Source organism: Pollutibacter soli (genome assembly GCA_029269725.1).
Lineage (GTDB): Bacteria > Bacteroidota > Bacteroidia > Chitinophagales > Chitinophagaceae > Pollutibacter > Pollutibacter soli.
In genome coordinates, this window is sequence record JARJHS010000001.1 from 328,047 (window position 1) to 346,499 (window position 18,453).

The following is an 18,453-nucleotide window of genomic DNA, read 5'->3' on the forward strand; positions in this document are numbered from 1 at the left end:
AGAACCCGTGGTGTTTACAGGCCTTCCGTCATTTTTTGCATAAGATTAGAGATCGAACCTAATTCCCTGGGCCAGAGGCAATTTCGCGGAATAATTAATCGTGTTTGTTTGTCTGCGCATATAAGCTTTCCATGAATCGCTGCCACTTTCCCTGCCGCCACCGGTTTCTTTTTCTCCGCCAAAAGCTCCACCAATCTCTGCGCCGCTGGTTCCGATATTTACATTGGCGATTCCACAATCACTTCCGCTTTGTGAAAGGAAAAGCTCCGCTTCCCGCAGGTTTTTTGTCATAATTGAAGAAGATAACCCCTGGGGTACTGAATTCTGAATTTCTATCGCTTCCTCAAGATCATTGTACGGCATAATGTAAAGTATCGGAGCAAAAGTTTCTGTACAAACGATCGGGTAATCGGGTTTTACCTCTGCAATACAGGGCTTAACATAGCATCCACTTTCATAACCGTCACCATTTAAAACGCCTCCTTCCACGATAAAATTTCCTCCCTGGTCCTTACAGGCTTCGATGGCTTTGGAGTACATATCCACCGCCATAGTATCGATGAGCGGACCGACATGATTTTCCTGGTTCAACGGATTGCCGATTCTCAACTGGCTGTAAGCTCTTACGAGTCTTGATTTTACTTCTTCATAAATCGAAGAATGAACGATGAGACGCCTCGTAGTGGTGCAACGCTGACCAGCAGTACCTACAGCACCAAATACAGCACCCGTCATCGCTATATCGATGTCTGCATCCGGTGTTATAATGATGGCATTATTTCCTCCCAGTTCCAGTAAGCTTTTACCAAACCTTTCCGCAACTGCGATGCCGACAGCTTTTCCCATGCGTGAAGAGCCTGTCGCAGACACCAGTGGTATGCGATGATCCCTGGCCATCAATTCGCCAATGTCCCTGCCACCCACTACCAGGTTACTAACGCCTTCGGGCACCTGTAATCTTTCAAATACTTCAGCTGTAATGTGCTGGCAGGCGATACTGCACAACGGAACTTTTTCAGATGGTTTCCAGATACAGACATTTCCGCATACCCAGGCCAGCATGGAATTCCAGCTCCAAACCGCCACTGGGAAATTAAATGCTGATATGATACCCGTGATGCCCAATGGGTGCCATTGTTCATACATACGGTGGCCTGCTCTTTCACTTTGCATGGTTAATCCATAGAGCTGACGGGAAAGCCCAACCGCAAAATCACAGATATCGATCATCTCCTGTACTTCACCCCAACCTTCCTGCAGGCTTTTACCCATTTCGTAGGAGACCAGCTGACCCAAGGCATGTTTGTGTTCGCGAAGTTTCATACCGATTTCACGCACCACTTCTCCTCGTTTTGGTGCCGGCCACAACCGCCATTCCTTAAAAGCTTCCTGCGCTTTTGCAACAGCTGTTTCGTAACCATTGGCATCTGCCAGGAACACCGATGCAATATGTTTACCGTCGACAGGTGAAAATGACGGAATGATTTCTCCTTCTGATCCGACCCAGTGTACCCCGGTGGATACCCCCTGGTTGTATGAATCAATTCCCAGTTTCTGCAAAAAATCCATAGAAAAAATTTGATATAGTTAATCAGAAAAGTTCAAAAAGTATCCAACTAATATTGTTCCGTTTCATCCGGGAAACGTTGTTGCTTCACATCCTCAATGTATTCTTTCACGGCGCCATTGACGAGCTCATATAAATTCAGGTATTGCCTGAGGAAACGCGGTTTGAATTCGTGATTGATGCCCAGCATATCATGCATCACCAATACTTGTCCATCACAATATTTTCCCGCGCCGATTCCGATAGTTGGGATTGAAATACTTTCCGAAACTTCTTTCGCAAGCTGTGCAGGAATTTTTTCTAAAACGATACCGAAGCATCCTGCTTCTTCAAGTAATTTTGCATCGGCTTTTAACCTCGATGCTTCTTCTTCTTCTCTGGCGCGTACCTGGTAAGTACCAAATTTGTAAATGCTTTGCGGCGTCAGACCCAAATGTCCCATCACTGGAACTCCGGAAGAAATAATGCGTTTGATACTCTCAACTACTTCTTCACCACCTTCCAGTTTTATCGCGTGGGCACCGGTCTCTTTCATGATCCTTATCGCAGAACTCAACGCTTCTATCGAATTGCCCTGGTAAGTACCAAAAGGAAGATCAACCACAATCAAACTTCTTTTCACACCTCTTACAACAGACTGTGCATGATAAATCATCTGATCCAGTGTGATGGGTAGTGTAGTTTCATGACCAGCCATCACGTTACTCGCAGAATCACCAACAAGAATTATATCAATTCCAGCTTCATCAATAATGCGGGCAAAAGAAAAATCATATGCGGTAAGCATAGAAATCTTTTCACCGGTGGCTTTCATTTTCACCAGCGTGTTGGTGGTAATTCTTTTTATTTCTTTGTTGACGCTCATTTGATAGTTGTCAATTGTAAAATTAGTTGCCGGTTGTCAGGTCCGACTCCGCGTTGCTGATTAATGGCTTTGTTCTTTTATTACCGGCAAGCTCTTTAAAAAATGAAGACGTATTGCGCTCAAAACGTCATTACTTCATTATACAAATGGTGTATCAATCCATCAGCAAGCCCAATCTTAGGTACATAAATTTCTTCGCAGCCCACCCAGCGCATCACATTGATAAAGATGAGCAGGGCAGGGACGATTACATCCGCACGATCTCTTCGTAATTTATAGATTTCAATTCTCTCATCGATCGTGAAATTACTCAACTCTTTATGATAGTCTCGGAGTACTTCCAGATTCAATGATTTTCCTTCTTTTCTTTTTGAAAGGGAAAATACTTTATTGATATTTCCACCGGATCCGATGGCAATGATATTTTTTCTGCCGGCCTTCACTTTGTTTTTAAGAAAATCCTTCATCTGGTTCCAGTGATCATCGGTGACCATATTCTTCAGCAGACGAATGGTCCCAATATTAAACGATTGCTTGATATCCAGTTTGCCCTCATCGAAAAAGGTGAGCTCGGTACTACCACCACCAACATCGATGTACAAATAGGATTGATCCTTACTCATCGTCTCCGCAATATGATTTTCATAAATCAAAGTGGCTTCAAGATCACCACTGATGATTTCTATTTCGATCCCGGTTTCCAGTTTTACTTTCCTGATGATATCATCCGCATTTCTGGCATCCCGCATGGCGGAAGTTGCGCATGCTTTTATATATTTTACGCCATAAGCATTGATGAGGTGTTTATAGGCACGCATGGTCTGCAGGATCATGCCGATTTTTTCTTTGGTGATTTCACCCGTATCGAAAACATCAAATCCCAGGCGAAGGGGTACCCGCACGAGGTTCAGTTTGATAAATCCGGGCGTGCCATCGTTACGGATATTCACTTCGGTAATCAGCAGGCGCGCAGCATTACTTCCTATGTCAATTGCAGCAAGTCGCAATAAGAAAAATTTACGGCAATATTAAGCCATCCGTCTTGTTGAACTGTCTTTTTTATTTTAAAAACAGGGATTAGTCTTGTGTAACAACCTGTGCCGGTGCAGTTGTTTTTTTAAGAAGGTATTGATATATCTCCACCTGGGACCTTATTTTCTTACCGACTGCTTTGACGTATTTGTTATTTTGGTGATTATCGAGTATCCTGGCTTTGACATTGTCTTTGAGCTGGATTTCGATTATTTCCCTTAACTCTTTTGCAATCGCAGGCTGTTGAATAACTACCGCGGCTTCAACACGATGATCAAGATTTCGTACCATCCAGTCAGAAGAGGAGATAATTACTTTTTCTTTACCCTGATTATGAAAGATCAATACCCTCGCGTGCTCGAGGTATTCGTCAACAATGCTGATGGCCCGCATAGCAACTTTGAATTTCTTATTCTGTGTTAATGCGCAGCAAATACCGCGGATGATCATCTTCACCTCTACGCCCGCGGTTGCTGCTTCATATAATTTAAAGATCAATATATCGTCCGAAAGTGAATTCAATTTTACTGTTATTGATGCTTTTTTCTTCGAGCGCGCTGCCTTGATTTCAGCCTGTATGTTCTTCAGCAGTTCCTTTCGCATATTGGTGGGACTGATGAGTAACGTGTTGCACATTTTCAGGTATTTGGCGCCTGTTGTATGATTCTCCAGGTAATTGAATATGCGGTTTACATCCGCCATGATGTTTTTATTGGCCGTGAGCAGGCAATGATCGCAGTAGACAGTCGACGTTTTTTCGTTGAGGTTCCCTGTACTTACAAAGCCGTAGTGGATCGTCTGGTTATTCTTTCTTTTCCTTATGAGACAGATCTTAGCGTGTACTTTCAGATCAGGAACGCCGGTGACCACTTTTACTCCTTCCAGCTCAAGTATTTCTTTCCATTCGAGGTTGTTCTCTTCGTCGAATCTTGCACGAAGCTCCAGCACCACGATCACCTGTTTGCCATTCCTGGCGGCATTGATCAATGCGTTAACCACTTTGGATTGGCTGGCGAGACGATAGGCCGTAATTTTTATCATCGTTACATCCGGATCCATAGCGGATTCCCTCAGCAGGTCGATGATTGGATTGAAGGAATGATAAGGAAAACTAAGCAGTACATCTTTCTTCAGGATAACATCTGTTACCCTTGTAGTGTTACTCAGATCCTGTTGCATGAATGGCTTTCTCCGGTTTTGTTTCCCCCGGAAAACAGCAGAAGGGAAGTCCATAAAATGCCTGAAATTATGAATGCGCCCGCCGGGGATCAGGTGATCTTTTTTAGTCAGTCCGCTCCTGCGAATCAGGTATTCCAGCAATGCAGGATCGATTTCTTTATCGTAGGTAAAACGTACAGGCTTGCCACGCCTGCGGTTTTTTAAACCTCGTTCAATCTTTGCCGTTAGTGACAAGGCTTCATCATAGTCAATATCAAATTCAGCGTCTTTTGTAAATTTGATTATATGTGCTGAGAATTTTTCGTATTCGAAAAATGCAAAAATCTGTGGAAGGTTAAAACGAATAATGTCCTCCAGCAAAATGATCTGGTGTTCACCAGGCCGCGAAGATGGCAGCTGTATAAACCGGGAAACTGCACGTGTAGGCACTTCGATCAGGGAGTACTTTCTTTTATAGGCAGAATTTTTCCTCGACATGACGACTGCCAGGTAAATAGATTTTTCGCGCATGTACGGAAACTCCTGAATGTTCTCAATCATCAGCGGGTTCACATTCGAACGAACCTCTTCTTCAAAAAAAGTCGTCACAAATTTCTGCTGATCCCGGGTAAGATCTTTTTCCGTTTTAATGATGATCTTTTCCCTCTTCATTTCCTGAAGAATAAGATTCCAGATCCGGTTGAACTCTGATTGTTGTTCAAGGACGATCAGCTGGATGGAATCAAGTATCTTTTGCGGAGACTGCTCGAGGTGCATCCTTGCCTTCTTCCCTAAACTGATCATCCTTTTCAAAGCGGCTACCCTTACCCGGAAGAACTCGTCCAGGTTATTGGAAAAGATACCTAAAAACCTTATCCTCTCTTTCAATGGCACAGTTGGGTCAGCCGCTTCCTGCAATACCCGGGCGTTGAATGATAACCAGCTGATATCCCTTGGAATCGTCTTTTTCGGCGCTTTCGTCATTTTATATATTGGGAAACGTAAATATAAAACAGTGGACTAAAAAGGAAGATTAAGTTTTTGAAAGAAAGAACTGAAAAGTAAGAGGGAAGAAGCCCGGGGGCAGTGAGGTAGATTAAGTAAAAATATTTATCATTTTTTATTTTTCAGACCCACGAGGAATAATGAAATCAGAAAATCATGTTTGCGTAAAGTTAAACGATCATTTCAATTATGATAATACAAGAGGTAGCTAAAGACTCAACGCATTTTCTAAACGACACCGGAATTCCGGCCCTGGTTGCACCTTAGGTCACAGCGCTGACTTTGTCAAAGTTCTCTTATCTTCTGAATAATTCCTGTCGTTGAATATCCTTTTACGAGGGGGATAATTTCAACATTTCCGCCATTTTTTATGACAGTCTCAGCACCGACGACATCTTCTGGTTTATAGTCGCCTCCTTTAACAAGAATATCGGGAACAATTGTTTCGATGAGTTCATAAGGTGTGTCTTCTTCAAATAACGATACGGCATCAACGATAAGCAGACCAGCCATGATTTCCGATCGGAAATTCTCATCATTAACCGGGCGCTCTTCTCCTTTTAATTTTTTTACAGAGGAATCTGCATTTAATCCGACAATGAGTATGTCCCCGAGCTGAGCGGCTTTGGATAAAAGTTCGATATGACCCTTGTGCAGAATATCGAAACAACCATTGGTAAAAACAACTTTTTTGTTCAGCAGTTTCCAACGTTCCACCTGGCGCGCCAGGTCTATTCGGTTATAAATTTTATCCTTTACCGAGGCTGAGTTTTTCATTTCTTTTTCTGTTATAAAAAGGTAAAATAAAGAGACAGAACAGGCCTATAACCAGCACCAATATTGTCTGAAATGCCCATAACAGCCAGCCATAGGCGAGACCATCGACTTCTCCAATATTGTAAAGCGTGAGAGTTTTCTGCACTGCGAGCTGGTATGCACCGATTCCACCCTGAGTAATGATCATCGCAAGGCTTCCAAACGTAAGGATTGTAAATGAAGGCCCGATTCCCAGGTGACTTACGGGCTCCATCGCATAAAAACCGATCCTGATGCTCAGTAGATACATGGCCCAGATAAACAGCGTATGAAATGCAAATGCAGCTTTCCTTTTTACAAAACGTATGCTGGTCAATCCCTGCCAGATGCCTTTGATTCCGGTAATTATTTTTCCGATAAAGCCAATATGGCGATATTTTCTTAATGCCCATATTGCCGTACCTATTATCAGGACCATTCCACCAAGAATAACCAAAACCTTTTTTGTGTCGAAACTTCCGCTTCTGGTGGTATATGCTTTTTTGAACTCAGTCAAAGCAAAATCCCCTACAATATCAATCTGAATAAAAATGGTGATAAAGATCACAATGATCAGACAGATCACATCAATGGCTCTTTCTGCCACCATCGTACCGATTAATTTGTCAACGGGAGTTTTTTCATAACGGGCAAGGATAGTGCATTTCATTACTTCGCCTAGTCGCGGAACCAGCAGGTTGAAAAAATATCCGAGCATCACTGCGAAAAAAGTATTCGTGGTGGAAGGTTGAAAGTTCAACGGCTCCATCAGGATCTTCCATCGCAGACTCCGGCTGTAATGACTTAACAGCAAAAAAATCATCGCAGGAATGATCAGCAGGTAATTGGCTTCTTTCAAAGCGTTTTTGAGCTGATCAACCTCAAAAGGAGAGAGGTCCTTTGTTGTCCACCATAGCAGGAAAAGTCCCAGTCCGAGAAAGAAAATATACTGTAAAGTGGTTAGGATGATTTTCTTCATGTGGTCATGTTCAAAGTCAGGCTACAGCTGGTTATTTTCTTTCGGAAATACGATCCATGGTTTAAAGGCTTTAGCCTCTTCGTATTCCATTGTTGCATAAGAAATGATAATTACAATATCACCAGCAGCGCCACGTCGCGCAGCTGGTCCGTTCAGGCAACAAACACCGGATCCACGCTTCCCTTTAATTACATAAGTCTCAATCCGTGATCCATTGTTTACGTTAACTACCTGTACTTTTTCATTTTCAATAATTCCGGAAGCCTCCATGATATTTTCATCAATTGTAATACTGCCTACATAATGCAGGTTGGCTTCAGTAATGGTCATCCGGTGAATCTTCGATTTCAGAATTTCTATTAACATGGCGGCAAAGTTAGGGATATCGGGTTATCAGATTTGCAGCAGAGATTATTGCCGCTACCTATCGAAATTGAGTGTTCAGAAAAGATCGAACAAACTATTTATGCGATCTAACAGTTATTAGTTGTTTAATGTTTACAGCAACATGTTATCAATTAATCTCACTTCACCTAAAAAAGCTGCAACGACTGCAACAGCTTTTTGTTTGCCGTCCCAATAATGGATAGGGTTGAGGTTTTCGGTATCGGCAATTTCAACATAATCAACTTTAAAGCCACCGTTGGTAAGTTCGCTTATGGCAGACCGTTTTAACGATGCCAGGTCACCGGGTCTCAGGTCGTTTTTCAGATCCATTAGTATTTTATATATGAGGGTAGCCTGCTCTTTTTGTTCTGCGCTGAGCCTCATATTGCGGCTGCTCATGGCCAGTCCACTGGTTTCCCTGACGGTCGGAAAAATTTCCAGCTTCGTTTTTAAACCCGTGATTTCCAGTAATTTTCTAATCACCAGACATTGCTGAAAATCTTTCTGACCCATGAACAGGAGATCTGCATTGACGATATGAAGAAGCCGGTCCATTACCTGGCAAACGCCCTGGAAATGCCCGGGCCGGAAGGCGCCTTCCATCCGGGTGTCGAGACCGCCGAGATCATAAGTCTTATTAAAAGCAACTCCCGGTGGATACATTTCATCCACGGCCGGGATGAAAACCGCCGCGGCTTCACGCGCATAAAGCATTTCCAGATCGGCACCGATGCGATTCGGGTATTTCTCAAAATCCTTAGGGTCATTAAACTGCTTAGGGTTAACAAAAATGCTGCAAACGGTCACATCTGACGCCTGATTTGAAGCATCGATCAGCCGGAGATGGCCCTCATGCAGTGCACCCATTGTAGGAACAAAGCCGATAGTTTTCCCTTGAAACCGCTCATTTTCCAGCGATTGCTGCAGTGGTGAAATATGTGAATGAATGATCATATAATTCTTTAAATACACTTTAACCTGGTACAGGAATGCTATTTAGAGAATATCCTTACCTTTGCAAACCTTTTTTACCCTTTATATCTTTTAACCTGCCCCGGATGGTAACAAAGAAAAGAATTTTATTTATTGCCAATGAGATGTCACCCTACCTGGAACTCACTGAGTTTTCAGAGATCGTGAATAAACTGGCGATTAAGGCGAATGACAGTGGCTTTGAAGTAAGGTGTATTATGCCTCGTTTTGGCGTAATCAATGAACGCAGACATCGTTTGCACGAAGTTGTCAGGCTATCTGGTATCAATGTGTCGATTGACAATGACGACTACCCGCTGCAAATCAAAGTGGCGTCGTTACCTAATGCCCGTTTGCAGGTATACTTCCTGGATAACGAGGACATGTTCAAGCGGAAATACATTTTCCAGGATGAGCATGATAAATGGTACGATGATAACTGGCTTCGCACGATTTTCTTCTGCAAAGGTGCTCTGGAGACTGTAAAAAAGTTTGGATGGCCGCCTGATATTATCCATTGCAGTGGATGGATGACCGGATTAATTCCTTTCTATCTGAAGACAGCTTATAAAAAAGAGCCTGTGTTCGGAAACAGTAAAGTAATCTATACTATTGGTCAGAATACATTTAAAGAAAAACTGCATACTGATTTCCTGAAGAGAGCGGTAATACATAACAGTATTAAGGAAAAGGATCTGGAAGCTTTCAAGGAAAATAATAATACTGCTTTATTCAGGGGTGGTGCTGCACATGCAGATGCTATTTCTTTCGGTGATGAACAAGTGAATTCCGCACTTATTGAGGAGTTTGGAAAAGTGCGCGGAAAGAAGGTAATTCCATACAATGCAGATTCTGATTTAACAGAGTATTTACAATTGTATACCGACCTTGCGAACAAGTGATTCCTGAAGTATAACTAACACTGAATAAACCCATTATAGGTGAATTTTAAAAGCGTTCTGGGAGGATTTGCGGCCGTACTTATTATTGTAGTTTTTTTCGGGAATTGCACTAAAATCAAGACGACAGATATCGGTGTCGATCTTTTGCCTGCTGTCGATAATGTTCACACTTTCGATACTTCGCTCGAAGTAATTTCTACCAATTATTATTTCGGAGACTCAGCTCTTCCGGTTATGGGAAGGGATGTTCAGGGAACCACTTCTGATCATGTTTTAGGTTATATATCTAATGATCCCTTGTTTGGTAAAACTACCGCAGCTATTTATCTCGAACTCAAACCCACATTTTATAAGTACTATTTTGAAAACGTAAAGGATAGTCTCTACCTTGATTCTATCGTTCTTTGTATGAAATGGACGGGTACCTGGGGAGATACTACTGCTCTTCAGAAAGTGAATGTTTATGAAATGGACCAGGTCGTTCGAAGGGATACATCGTATGCAACGAATATCAGTGCGCCGGTAAAACCGGGTATTCTTGGTTCAAAAACTTTTGCTCCAAGTATTTTAAATGATTCTATTTTCCCTGTTGGTCAGAAGCTTGCCGGACAATTGCGGATCCGTCTTAACGACGAACTGGGAAATCGGTTTCTTGCCCAGGACAGTGCGGCATTCCACCCTTATGCTTCAGACAGTTTATTCAGGGCATTTTTTAATGGGTTTGCTATTATTCCTGAAACTACGGGCGATGGTGCCAATGCTAATGCCCTGATGAATTTTGCTCTTAATGACACGAGTACCCATCTCAGATTATATTATCGATACAAGAAAAATGGTGTTGATGATACAACTGCAAGAAATTTCAATTTTGATGCAGTGACATTTAGTGCGCATCTGAATCATATCGTGAGGGACTATTCAGGATCTGAAATCGCAGCACATATACCTTCAAATCCTGCAGGAGACAGCGTCAGCTATATACAGACCAGTCCGGGTACCTACAATATCATCAAAATTCCATCGCTCAACAATTTTGTACAGACCAGAGGAAATGTAATGGTTCACCTGGCATCACTGGAAATGACCCAGGTTCCCGGGCCGAATGATCTGAACAATATTCTCACGGCCCCGCCGGCTTTATACCTCGACTATTTAGATACGACAATAAAAAAGCAACGTCCGATCCTGCTTGATGGATTTCTTTCCCTTAATTACAATCCTGCCGCGTTTGGTGGAGTGAATAAGCCGGTTACCGAAAACGGCGTTTCCCTTGCGCAGTATAAATTTTTCATCAGCCGATATGTACAGTCGATAGTTACTAAAAACACACCCAATTTTCCCCTATACCTGTACTCGCCATGGGTGGTAAGATATCCCGATCTATTTATGGGGTTTGGATTGAATACGCTTGCCTGGAACCGGGTGAAACTCGGAGGTGGCTCATATTCGGGAAGAAAAATGAAACTTCGCATAATTTATTCACTGATTTGAAGTTATGCATATCTTAAACTAAATATTCACAAAAACCTGAACTAGTATGCCTTACTTATTTACATCTGAAAGTGTTTCTGAAGGTCATCCTGACAAAGTAGCCGATCAGATATCAGATGCGTTAATTGATAATTTTCTGGCCTGGGATCCAAATTCGAAAGTGGCGTGTGAAACGCTGGTAACAACCGGTCAGGTTGTACTTGCAGGTGAAGTGAAATCGAATACCTACCTCGATGTTCAAAAAATAGCCCGTGAGGTTATTGCCAAAATAGGATATACCAAGAGTGAATATATGTTTGAAGCGAATTCCTGCGGAATTCTTTCAGCTATTCACGAACAATCAGCCGATATCAACCAGGGTGTTGAAAGAAAAAAGAAAGAAGACCAGGGCGCCGGCGACCAGGGCATGATGTTCGGTTATGCTACCAATGAGACTGAAAACTATATGCCACTGGCATTGGATCTGGCTCATAAAATTCTGAAGGAACTATCCAACATCAGAAGAGAGAAAAATTCTAAAATGCCTTACCTGCGCCCGGATGCAAAAAGCCAGGTGACGATCGAATACGATGATAACGACAAACCATTACGCATAGACGCTATCGTGGTTTCCACACAGCATGATGATTTTGCAGCAGATAATAAGATGCTGGCAAAAATCAATAGCGATGTTCGTGAAATCGTCATCCCTCGTGTAAAAGCTAAATGTAAAAAAGAAGTACAGGCCCTCTTCAACGATAAAATCAACTATCATATCAATCCGACCGGGAAATTTGTGATCGGTGGTCCTCACGGAGATACAGGTTTGACCGGAAGAAAAATCATCGTTGATACCTATGGTGGAAAAGGTGCGCATGGTGGTGGTGCATTCAGCGGAAAAGATCCTTCCAAAGTAGACCGTAGTGCAGCTTACGCAGCTCGTCATATCGCTAAAAACATTGTTGCTGCCGGTGTTGCAGACGAAATCCTTGTGCAGGTTTCTTATGCCATCGGTGTGGCAAAGCCGATGGGTATCTTTGTTGATACTTACGGTACTGCAAAAGTGAACCTCACTGATGGTGAGATCGCTAAAAAAGTGGAAGGATTGTTCGATATGCGTCCTTATGCTATCGAAACACGACTGAAATTGCGCAACCCGATCTATAGCGAAACCGCTGCTTACGGTCACATGGGTCGTGTAAATGAAGTTGTAGAAAAAACTTTCAGCTCTGCAGATGGTAAAAGCAAAAAAGTAAAAGTGGAATTGTTTACCTGGGAGAAACTTGATTTCGTTGATAAGGTAAAGAAGGCTTTCAAAATTAAATAAACAGGTTGCCTGGTAAAAAAACCTCCCCATAGCGGGAGGTTTTTTATTTTCGAATCATTTAAAGCGATGGAAAATCCCTGGACAATTCTCTCCGAAAAACTGGTCTATGATAATCCCTGGATCAGTGTTACCGAGTTTGATGTTATTCAGCCTGGTGGTGGAAAAGGTATTTATGGAAAGGTTCATTTCAAGAACCTGGCTATAGGTGTAATCCCGATGGATGAAGAGGGGAATATTTATCTTGTCGGGCAATACCGCTTTCCTTTGAACCAGTACAGTTGGGAAATTCCTGAAGGAGGGGGGGCATTATCGGTACCAGCTATTGATTCAGCAAAACGCGAATTGCAGGAAGAAACGGGGCTTACAGCTTCCAGGTGGGATGAATTGATAACACTTCATCTTTCCAATTCGGTTTCCGATGAATATGGTATAGTTTACCTTGCACGCGGATTGCAGCAAGGCAAGGCAAGTCCGGAAGAAACAGAAGATCTGCAGGTGAAGAAAATGCATGTTGAAGAAGTGTACCAGATGGTGATCAACGGCAGTATTACAGATTCACTTACGGTTTGCGGAATTTTGAGATTGAAACTTTTTTTGCACGAAGAAAACAGCGGTATTTCAAAATAAGACTATGAGCAAGAGTTCAGGATTGATCATCGGAAGACAGCCGGTACTGGAAGCCCTGAAAGATGGCAGGCCAATGGAACGAATCTATATTCAGAAAAATGCTGCCGGCGATATTATTCCTGAGATAAAACAAACAGCAGTTCGACTGCAGGTGCCCGTTAACCTGGTACCAACGGAAAAACTGATGTCACTATCCCGTGGTAATCACCAGGGCGTGGTTGCTGTCAGCAGTCTTGTGAATTACTACGAACTGCAGGATGTAATTGATCAGTGTTTTGCAAATGCAGAAGTACCGCTGTTTCTGATTCTTGACGGTGTGACAGATATCCGGAATATTGGCGGTATTGCGAGAACGGCTGTGGTCTGCGGTGCACAGGCAATCATCATTCCTGATCGGGGAGTAGGGGCTTTGAATGAAGAAGCCTTGAAAGCTTCTGCTGGTGCCCTGGAAAAAATCAAAGTTTCCCGTGTCAGCAGTCTGCTGAAAGCCGTTGACAGTCTGCATCTCAGCGGGATCAAAGTATACAGCAGTGATCTTACCGGAGAGGAAAATTTGACTTCTGTGGATTTCAAGGAGCCCTGTGCGATTATCATTGGTAGTGAGGATAAAGGTGTTCAGCCCTATATGAGCAAGGCTGCAGATATCCGTTTCAAAATTCCAATGAAAGGGAAATTTGATTCTTTAAATGTGAGCGTTGCAACGGGAATTATATTGTTTGAAGCGATGAAGCAACGCGGCATATGAAGGGAGAAAACAGAAACTGGAAACAGAAACAGGAAGAAAATTGAAACCGAAAACGGGAACCACGAAATATAAGCGATCGCAAATGATATGAGGTCCTGCATGGAAAGCCTGTTACTTTTTACTTACTACTAAATCTCCATTCTCCTGCCTGCTGCCTGAAATCACCTCTTCAACCGGAACATCGCATCTGAAATCGAGGTACTCACTTTCGCCCACACACAAATTCCATTTTCGTAATAGTAAGTATGTTTATTTCCGTCAGGAAGTTGAAGCTCATACATATGCGGCTTAACCATCTTCACAGTAATGAACTGTTTCAGATTCTCTGAAAAAATCCTCACAATGTTCAGCGGTTCCATACTCATGAGGCATGCGGTAGTATAAAGAATTTTTTCGCTGATGGTTTTCACTGACGATGCTTCATGCAAAATGTATTTATCATCAGACCTATTAATTTTCAGATTCACTTTTTCTTTTCCGTTTACCTTACGTACCAGGCTACTCTGTAACAGCTGCCCTTCTGAAAATGCAGCCCGTACAATTGAATAGATCTTGAAGTCCACCACCATCATTTCCAGGTTAACGTTGGATTCAATAATGTACTCCGTTGCCGCAGAATTATTTTTTTTGACTGCATGTATCTGGCCAATGACAGTGTTATTTTTCAGAACGTCATAATAGAGATCAGTGCCATCGGATTTATTTTGAGAGATTGATGCAGTGCTGAGCAGTAAAATATTGATCAGAAATAATATCCGGATGAAATTGAACTTTGTGGAAGTCAGCTTCGGTTGACGATATGATTTTACTTTGTACCCCATAACTTTCCATTGTATTTTTTAATACATGGCAAGCGATCCCGATCCTCTCTGCTTTTGTAGTATGACAGGTATGAAAGCAGATTCGTTACAAAAGTAGATACAAATTTAATTCCATCTTTACCCTAAACCGGTGAGTATGGTTACTATAACCGGTGAAAGTCCTCTTTCATATCTTGCATTAATAAGTTATATTATAACAGATGAAGGTTCAACTGATCGAATGTCCCAGGGATGCCATGCAGGGTTGGCCGGCAATTATACCGACGGCAGTGAAAGTGAATTATATCAATTCCTTGCTGAAATGCGGCTTTGACACGGTAGATTTCGGAAGTTTTGTGTCTGCTAAAGCGATTCCGCAAATGGCTGATACACCTGATGTAATTGAAAAGCTGGAATTCAGTGGCACAAAAACGAAGCTTTTGGCGATAGTTGCCAATCTCCGTGGTGCGGAACAGGCGGCCCATTGGCAACACATCCATTTTCTCGGTTTTCCTTTTTCCATCTCCCCCACATTCCAGTTCCGGAACACAAATAGTTCGATGGAAGAATCTATTGAACGTGTTGCAACTATACAGGATGCCTGCATGAAAACCGGCAAGCAACTGGTTGTTTACCTTTCGATGGCATTTGGCAATCCATATGGTGATCGGTATAATGAGGCAGAAGTGGTCGACTGGGCTCTGAAAATGCATTCGATGGGGATTGAAATAATATCGCTGGCAGATACAGTTGGCGTTGCAACTGCAGAGCAGGTAGGTCGTATAACCGAAGCAGTAGTGAAAGCTTTGCCTGGCACTACCGTTGGCGTTCACCTGCATTCCACTGCAGAAAACTGGCGTGAAAAACTGGAGGCCGCTTATACTGCGGGCTGTCGCCGGTTTGATGGAGCATTGAAAGGAATCGGTGGGTGCCCGATGGCAGGAAATGCGCTCGTCGGAAATATGGATACAGAGAAAATGTATTCATTTTTTAAAGAGATGAAAGTTGAAACAGGAATAGATGAAAGAGAACTTTCTCATTGCAGCAGGATCGCTGCTGGTCTGTTTGTGTAATTGAGATTGATCCTTCAAAGATTTTAATAAAATTTTTTCAGATGGAATTCAGATTGGAACTGCAACCCCAGCCACTGGATAAAAAAATGCAGCTTCGTGATAAGATTTTTTTATCCGGGTCATGTTTTACGGAGCATATGAGTGCAAAGCTCAGCAATCATAAATTCAGGATTCTCGATAATCCGCACGGCATATTATTTAATCCTGTAAGCCTGGCACAGTCGATTAATGATTGCATCATCGCCAGACAGTACACAGTTGAAGAACTTTTTGAAGAACAGGGTATCTGGTCCAGCTGGTCATTTCACAGCAGGTTTTCGAGTGCGGATCGAAATACTGCATTGACGAACATGAACAATTCCGTACAGGAGGCGCATCATTTTTTACAGGCTTCCCGATGGCTGGTGCTTACGTTGGGGTCCGCCTTTGTATACGAATTAAGTGATCATAAAATTGTAGCGAACTGCCACAAGGTACCCGCGGTCAATTTCAACAAAAGGTTGCTTTCGATTGAAGAGGTCCAGGCAACGATTGAAGAAATGATTTACAAGCTTCACATATTTAATCCTGAGCTGAATATCATTTTTACGATAAGTCCGGTCCGGCATTTGCGTGATGGACTGATAGAAAATAATCGCAGCAAGGCAGTATTGTTGCATGCAGTTCATCATCTCGTCGACAAATTTGATAAAATGCATTATTTCCCGGCTTATGAGTTAGTTATCGATGATCTGAGGGACTATCGCTTCTTTGCAGAAGATATGGTTCATCCGAATTACCAGGCCACCGAATATGTATGGCAGAAATTTGCAGAGAGTTGCATTGCACCGGAGTCGCGTGAAGTGATGAGAGAGATTCATAAAATCAATGCTGCGCGTGTTCACAAACCACTTCATCCTGAATCAGATCATCATAAGAGCTTTTTGAACAAATACTTTGAGCAGACCTACGCGCTTGCGCAGAAGTTTCCATTTCTTGATTTTAATGACGAGATCAGCTATTTCTCCAATGCCATTTGAAAACAAGTTTATAAGCGACCGTATGCTGAATTTTATGCGAAATCTGCAAATGGATTTTCCGTTGCCGGAAGGTGTTGGAATTATGAATCCGTATGCAGATGATCATGCATTCGGTTATGCGAAACAGTTTTATGAGAAATATTATCACGATGATCATCCGCGAACATATCTCATAGGCATTAACCCGGGCAGGCTGGGAGGGGGAATCACCGGCATCCCTTTTACCGATCCGCAAAAGCTGGAGAATTATTGCGGAATAAAAAATGACTGGGAGAAAAGAACTGAATTGTCTGCGGATTTTATCTATCGCGTGATAACTGCTTATGGAGGCCCGGCGAAATTCTATAATAAATTTTTTTTCACTGCGGTTAGTCCTCTTGGCTTTATTCGTGAAGGGAAAAATATGAATTACTATGATGATAAGCAGCTGATCAAAAGTGCCGAGTCATTCATCATCGATTGTTTTCATCAGCAATTAAAACTGATTCCTTCCGCTACAAAAGCATTTTGCCTGGGTGAAGGATCAAACTTTAAATATTTGTCTGCAGTTAATCAGACGCACGGTTTCTTTGAGGAAATTGTTCCACTTCCACATCCGCGTTGGGTGATGCAGTATCGGAGGAAGAAGATGGAGGAATTTGTGGAGTTGTATTGTAAGAATTTAGGTTGAGTTGTCGGTTTTATTTTTCAGGCTTTTTAAACCAGACAGGAGGCAAGAGTAGGGAGCCTGTATGCCGGCAGGCAGGGCAGTAGAATTAGTAGTCAGATTGTACTAACAAGCGTGCAATTGCACTTTCTTCTCAATGCTACTTTCTGTTTTTGTATTCTGTATTCTGATTTTGAGTTATCATTTGTCAGGGTGTGTTCAGGCAGCCAGGTGGTCATAACCAGCGCAGTTATTTCCATAACAGTATGTCTGTTTCTGATTTTTTATATCTGTCATTTGCAGAGACAACGCATGCGTTGTCTCTGCAAATGACAGCATTGACGGTTCACTCCAGCCTTATTACCGGTTTTCAGTTTTCTGTTTTCAGAATTAGCGTTTACTCCATAATCCTGTACCCTAATGTATTCTGTCACCTCTTACTTCTAACCCTCGTATAATCTCTGCTTCATAAGCCAGCCATTCTCTCCATCTTTTTCTGACTTGTTCTTTTGGAACATAATGATCTGCAAGTTTGATGAACAATGTATAATGCCCTGCCTCGCTTTCCATAAACTTCCGGTAGAAATTGCGGAAATAAGGATCTTCCAGCCCTTCACTCAATCGCTTAAATCGTTCGCAACTCCGGGCTTCAATCAAGGCGCAGAATAATAATTTGTCGAGGAAACGATCAGCTTCTGATCCGCCTCTGGTCTGGAATTCCAGCAACTTGTTCACATACGCGTCCTTTCTCTGGCGGCCGAGTTTCAAGTTTCTCTTATTTAACTCTGCAAGCACCTGTCGGAAATGTCCCCATTCTTCTGTAACAATCGGCGCAAGTTCCTCCACCATTTTTTCTTTTTCAGGATAGCGTTGGATCAATGAAATGCAGCTGGTAGCGGCCTTTTGTTCGCAATAAGCGTGATCTGTCAGAATATCTTCCAAAGAAATAGTTGTCAGATTCACCCAACGCGGATCGGTTGGTAATTCAAGACGAAGAATATTTTTTACATCTGTTAGTTCCTCCATATAAAACGGCTGAGTTGCAAAAATAAGGCGGGTTATTAAATGTAGGGGCATCATCATT

The 18,453-nt window shown here is 42.4% G+C and carries 18 protein-coding genes; 8 read left to right on the top strand and 10 right to left on the bottom strand.

Translation table 11 applies throughout. The annotated features are described in order from the left end of the window. Window positions 1-45 precede the first annotated feature (45 nt). The 8 genes from amaB to panC form a co-directional block, all read right to left on the bottom strand. Window positions 46-1,569: an L-piperidine-6-carboxylate dehydrogenase gene (gene amaB, locus P2W82_RS01405; protein WP_336514041.1), complete on the bottom strand. Its 1,524-nt coding sequence runs from the start codon at window positions 1,567-1,569 to the stop codon at window positions 46-48. Window positions 1,570-1,616: 47 nt separating this feature from the next. Beyond that, window positions 1,617-2,432 (bottom strand): 3-methyl-2-oxobutanoate hydroxymethyltransferase, encoded by an 816-nt coding sequence (panB, locus tag P2W82_RS01410; RefSeq protein WP_336514042.1) that lies wholly within the window; start codon window positions 2,430-2,432, stop codon window positions 1,617-1,619. A 119-nt stretch (window positions 2,433-2,551) separates the two neighbouring features. Further along, window positions 2,552-3,439: a Ppx/GppA phosphatase family protein gene (locus P2W82_RS01415; protein WP_336514043.1), complete on the bottom strand. Its 888-nt coding sequence runs from the start codon at window positions 3,437-3,439 to the stop codon at window positions 2,552-2,554. Window positions 3,440-3,509: 70 nt separating this feature from the next. Then, window positions 3,510-5,606 (bottom strand): polyphosphate kinase 1, encoded by a 2,097-nt coding sequence (ppk1, locus tag P2W82_RS01420; RefSeq protein WP_336514044.1) that lies wholly within the window; start codon window positions 5,604-5,606, stop codon window positions 3,510-3,512. Between the two features lie 306 nt (window positions 5,607-5,912). Then, window positions 5,913-6,404 (bottom strand): D-glycero-beta-D-manno-heptose 1-phosphate adenylyltransferase, encoded by a 492-nt coding sequence (gene rfaE2 / locus P2W82_RS01425; RefSeq protein ID WP_336514045.1) that lies wholly within the window; start codon window positions 6,402-6,404, stop codon window positions 5,913-5,915. Further along, window positions 6,376-7,401: a lysylphosphatidylglycerol synthase transmembrane domain-containing protein gene (locus P2W82_RS01430; protein ID WP_336514046.1), complete on the bottom strand. Its 1,026-nt coding sequence runs from the start codon at window positions 7,399-7,401 to the stop codon at window positions 6,376-6,378. The genes rfaE2 and P2W82_RS01430 overlap by 29 nt, the downstream gene beginning before the upstream one ends. 21 nt (window positions 7,402-7,422) lie before the next feature. Then, entirely contained in the window at window positions 7,423-7,767 is a 345-nt protein-coding gene (panD, locus tag P2W82_RS01435; RefSeq protein WP_336514047.1) for an aspartate 1-decarboxylase, read from the bottom strand. 132 nt (window positions 7,768-7,899) lie between these two features. Next, complete coding sequence (gene panC, locus P2W82_RS01440; RefSeq protein ID WP_336514048.1) at window positions 7,900-8,742, bottom strand: pantoate--beta-alanine ligase; 843 nt, start codon at window positions 8,740-8,742, stop codon at window positions 7,900-7,902. A gap of 104 nt (window positions 8,743-8,846) precedes the next feature. Between panC and P2W82_RS01445 the strand changes: the two genes are divergently transcribed. The 5 genes from P2W82_RS01445 to rlmB all read left to right on the top strand — a co-directional run bounded on the left by P2W82_RS01445 (window position 8,847) and on the right by rlmB (window position 13,831). Then, window positions 8,847-9,662 carry a glycogen/starch synthase gene (locus P2W82_RS01445; RefSeq protein ID WP_336514049.1) on the top strand — a complete coding sequence of 272 codons (816 nt, stop codon included), beginning with the start codon at window positions 8,847-8,849 and terminating at the stop codon, window positions 9,660-9,662. Window positions 9,663-9,701: 39 nt separating this feature from the next. Beyond that, entirely contained in the window at window positions 9,702-11,153 is a 1,452-nt protein-coding gene (locus P2W82_RS01450; RefSeq protein ID WP_336514050.1) for a DUF4270 family protein, read from the top strand. Window positions 11,154-11,199: 46 nt separating this feature from the next. Next, window positions 11,200-12,459: a methionine adenosyltransferase gene (gene metK, locus P2W82_RS01455; RefSeq protein ID WP_336514051.1), complete on the top strand. Its 1,260-nt coding sequence runs from the start codon at window positions 11,200-11,202 to the stop codon at window positions 12,457-12,459. A 66-nt stretch (window positions 12,460-12,525) separates the two neighbouring features. Continuing rightward, on the top strand, window positions 12,526-13,086 hold the full coding sequence (locus tag P2W82_RS01460; protein ID WP_336514052.1) for an NUDIX hydrolase: 561 nt from the start codon (window positions 12,526-12,528) through the stop codon (window positions 13,084-13,086). A 4-nt stretch (window positions 13,087-13,090) separates the two neighbouring features. Then, window positions 13,091-13,831 (top strand): 23S rRNA (guanosine(2251)-2'-O)-methyltransferase RlmB, encoded by a 741-nt coding sequence (gene rlmB / locus P2W82_RS01465; protein ID WP_336514053.1) that lies wholly within the window; start codon window positions 13,091-13,093, stop codon window positions 13,829-13,831. 161 nt (window positions 13,832-13,992) lie between these two features. Here rlmB and P2W82_RS01470 read toward each other — a convergent pair whose 3' ends face one another. After that, window positions 13,993-14,652: a DUF6134 family protein gene (locus tag P2W82_RS01470; RefSeq protein WP_336514054.1), complete on the bottom strand. Its 660-nt coding sequence runs from the start codon at window positions 14,650-14,652 to the stop codon at window positions 13,993-13,995. A gap of 200 nt (window positions 14,653-14,852) precedes the next feature. Here P2W82_RS01470 and P2W82_RS01475 point away from each other — a divergent pair, with 200 nt between their 5' ends. Genes P2W82_RS01475 through P2W82_RS01485 form a run of 3 tightly spaced genes read left to right on the top strand, consistent with a single transcriptional unit; the run spans window position 14,853 to window position 17,393 of the window. Then, on the top strand, window positions 14,853-15,704 hold the full coding sequence (locus tag P2W82_RS01475) for a hydroxymethylglutaryl-CoA lyase (RefSeq protein WP_336514055.1): 852 nt from the start codon (window positions 14,853-14,855) through the stop codon (window positions 15,702-15,704). 41 nt (window positions 15,705-15,745) lie between these two features. Next, a complete protein-coding gene (locus P2W82_RS01480) occupies window positions 15,746-16,723 on the top strand; it encodes a GSCFA domain-containing protein (RefSeq protein ID WP_336514056.1) in 978 nt (325 codons plus the stop codon). 34 nt (window positions 16,724-16,757) lie between these two features. Further along, complete coding sequence (locus tag P2W82_RS01485) at window positions 16,758-17,393, top strand: uracil-DNA glycosylase family protein (protein ID WP_336514057.1); 636 nt, start codon at window positions 16,758-16,760, stop codon at window positions 17,391-17,393. Between the two features lie 393 nt (window positions 17,394-17,786). Here the strand turns inward: P2W82_RS01485 and P2W82_RS01490 are convergent, their stop codons facing one another. Then, window positions 17,787-18,395 (bottom strand): MiaE family protein, encoded by a 609-nt coding sequence (locus tag P2W82_RS01490; protein WP_336514058.1) that lies wholly within the window; start codon window positions 18,393-18,395, stop codon window positions 17,787-17,789. Window positions 18,396-18,453: the final 58 nt, after the last annotated feature.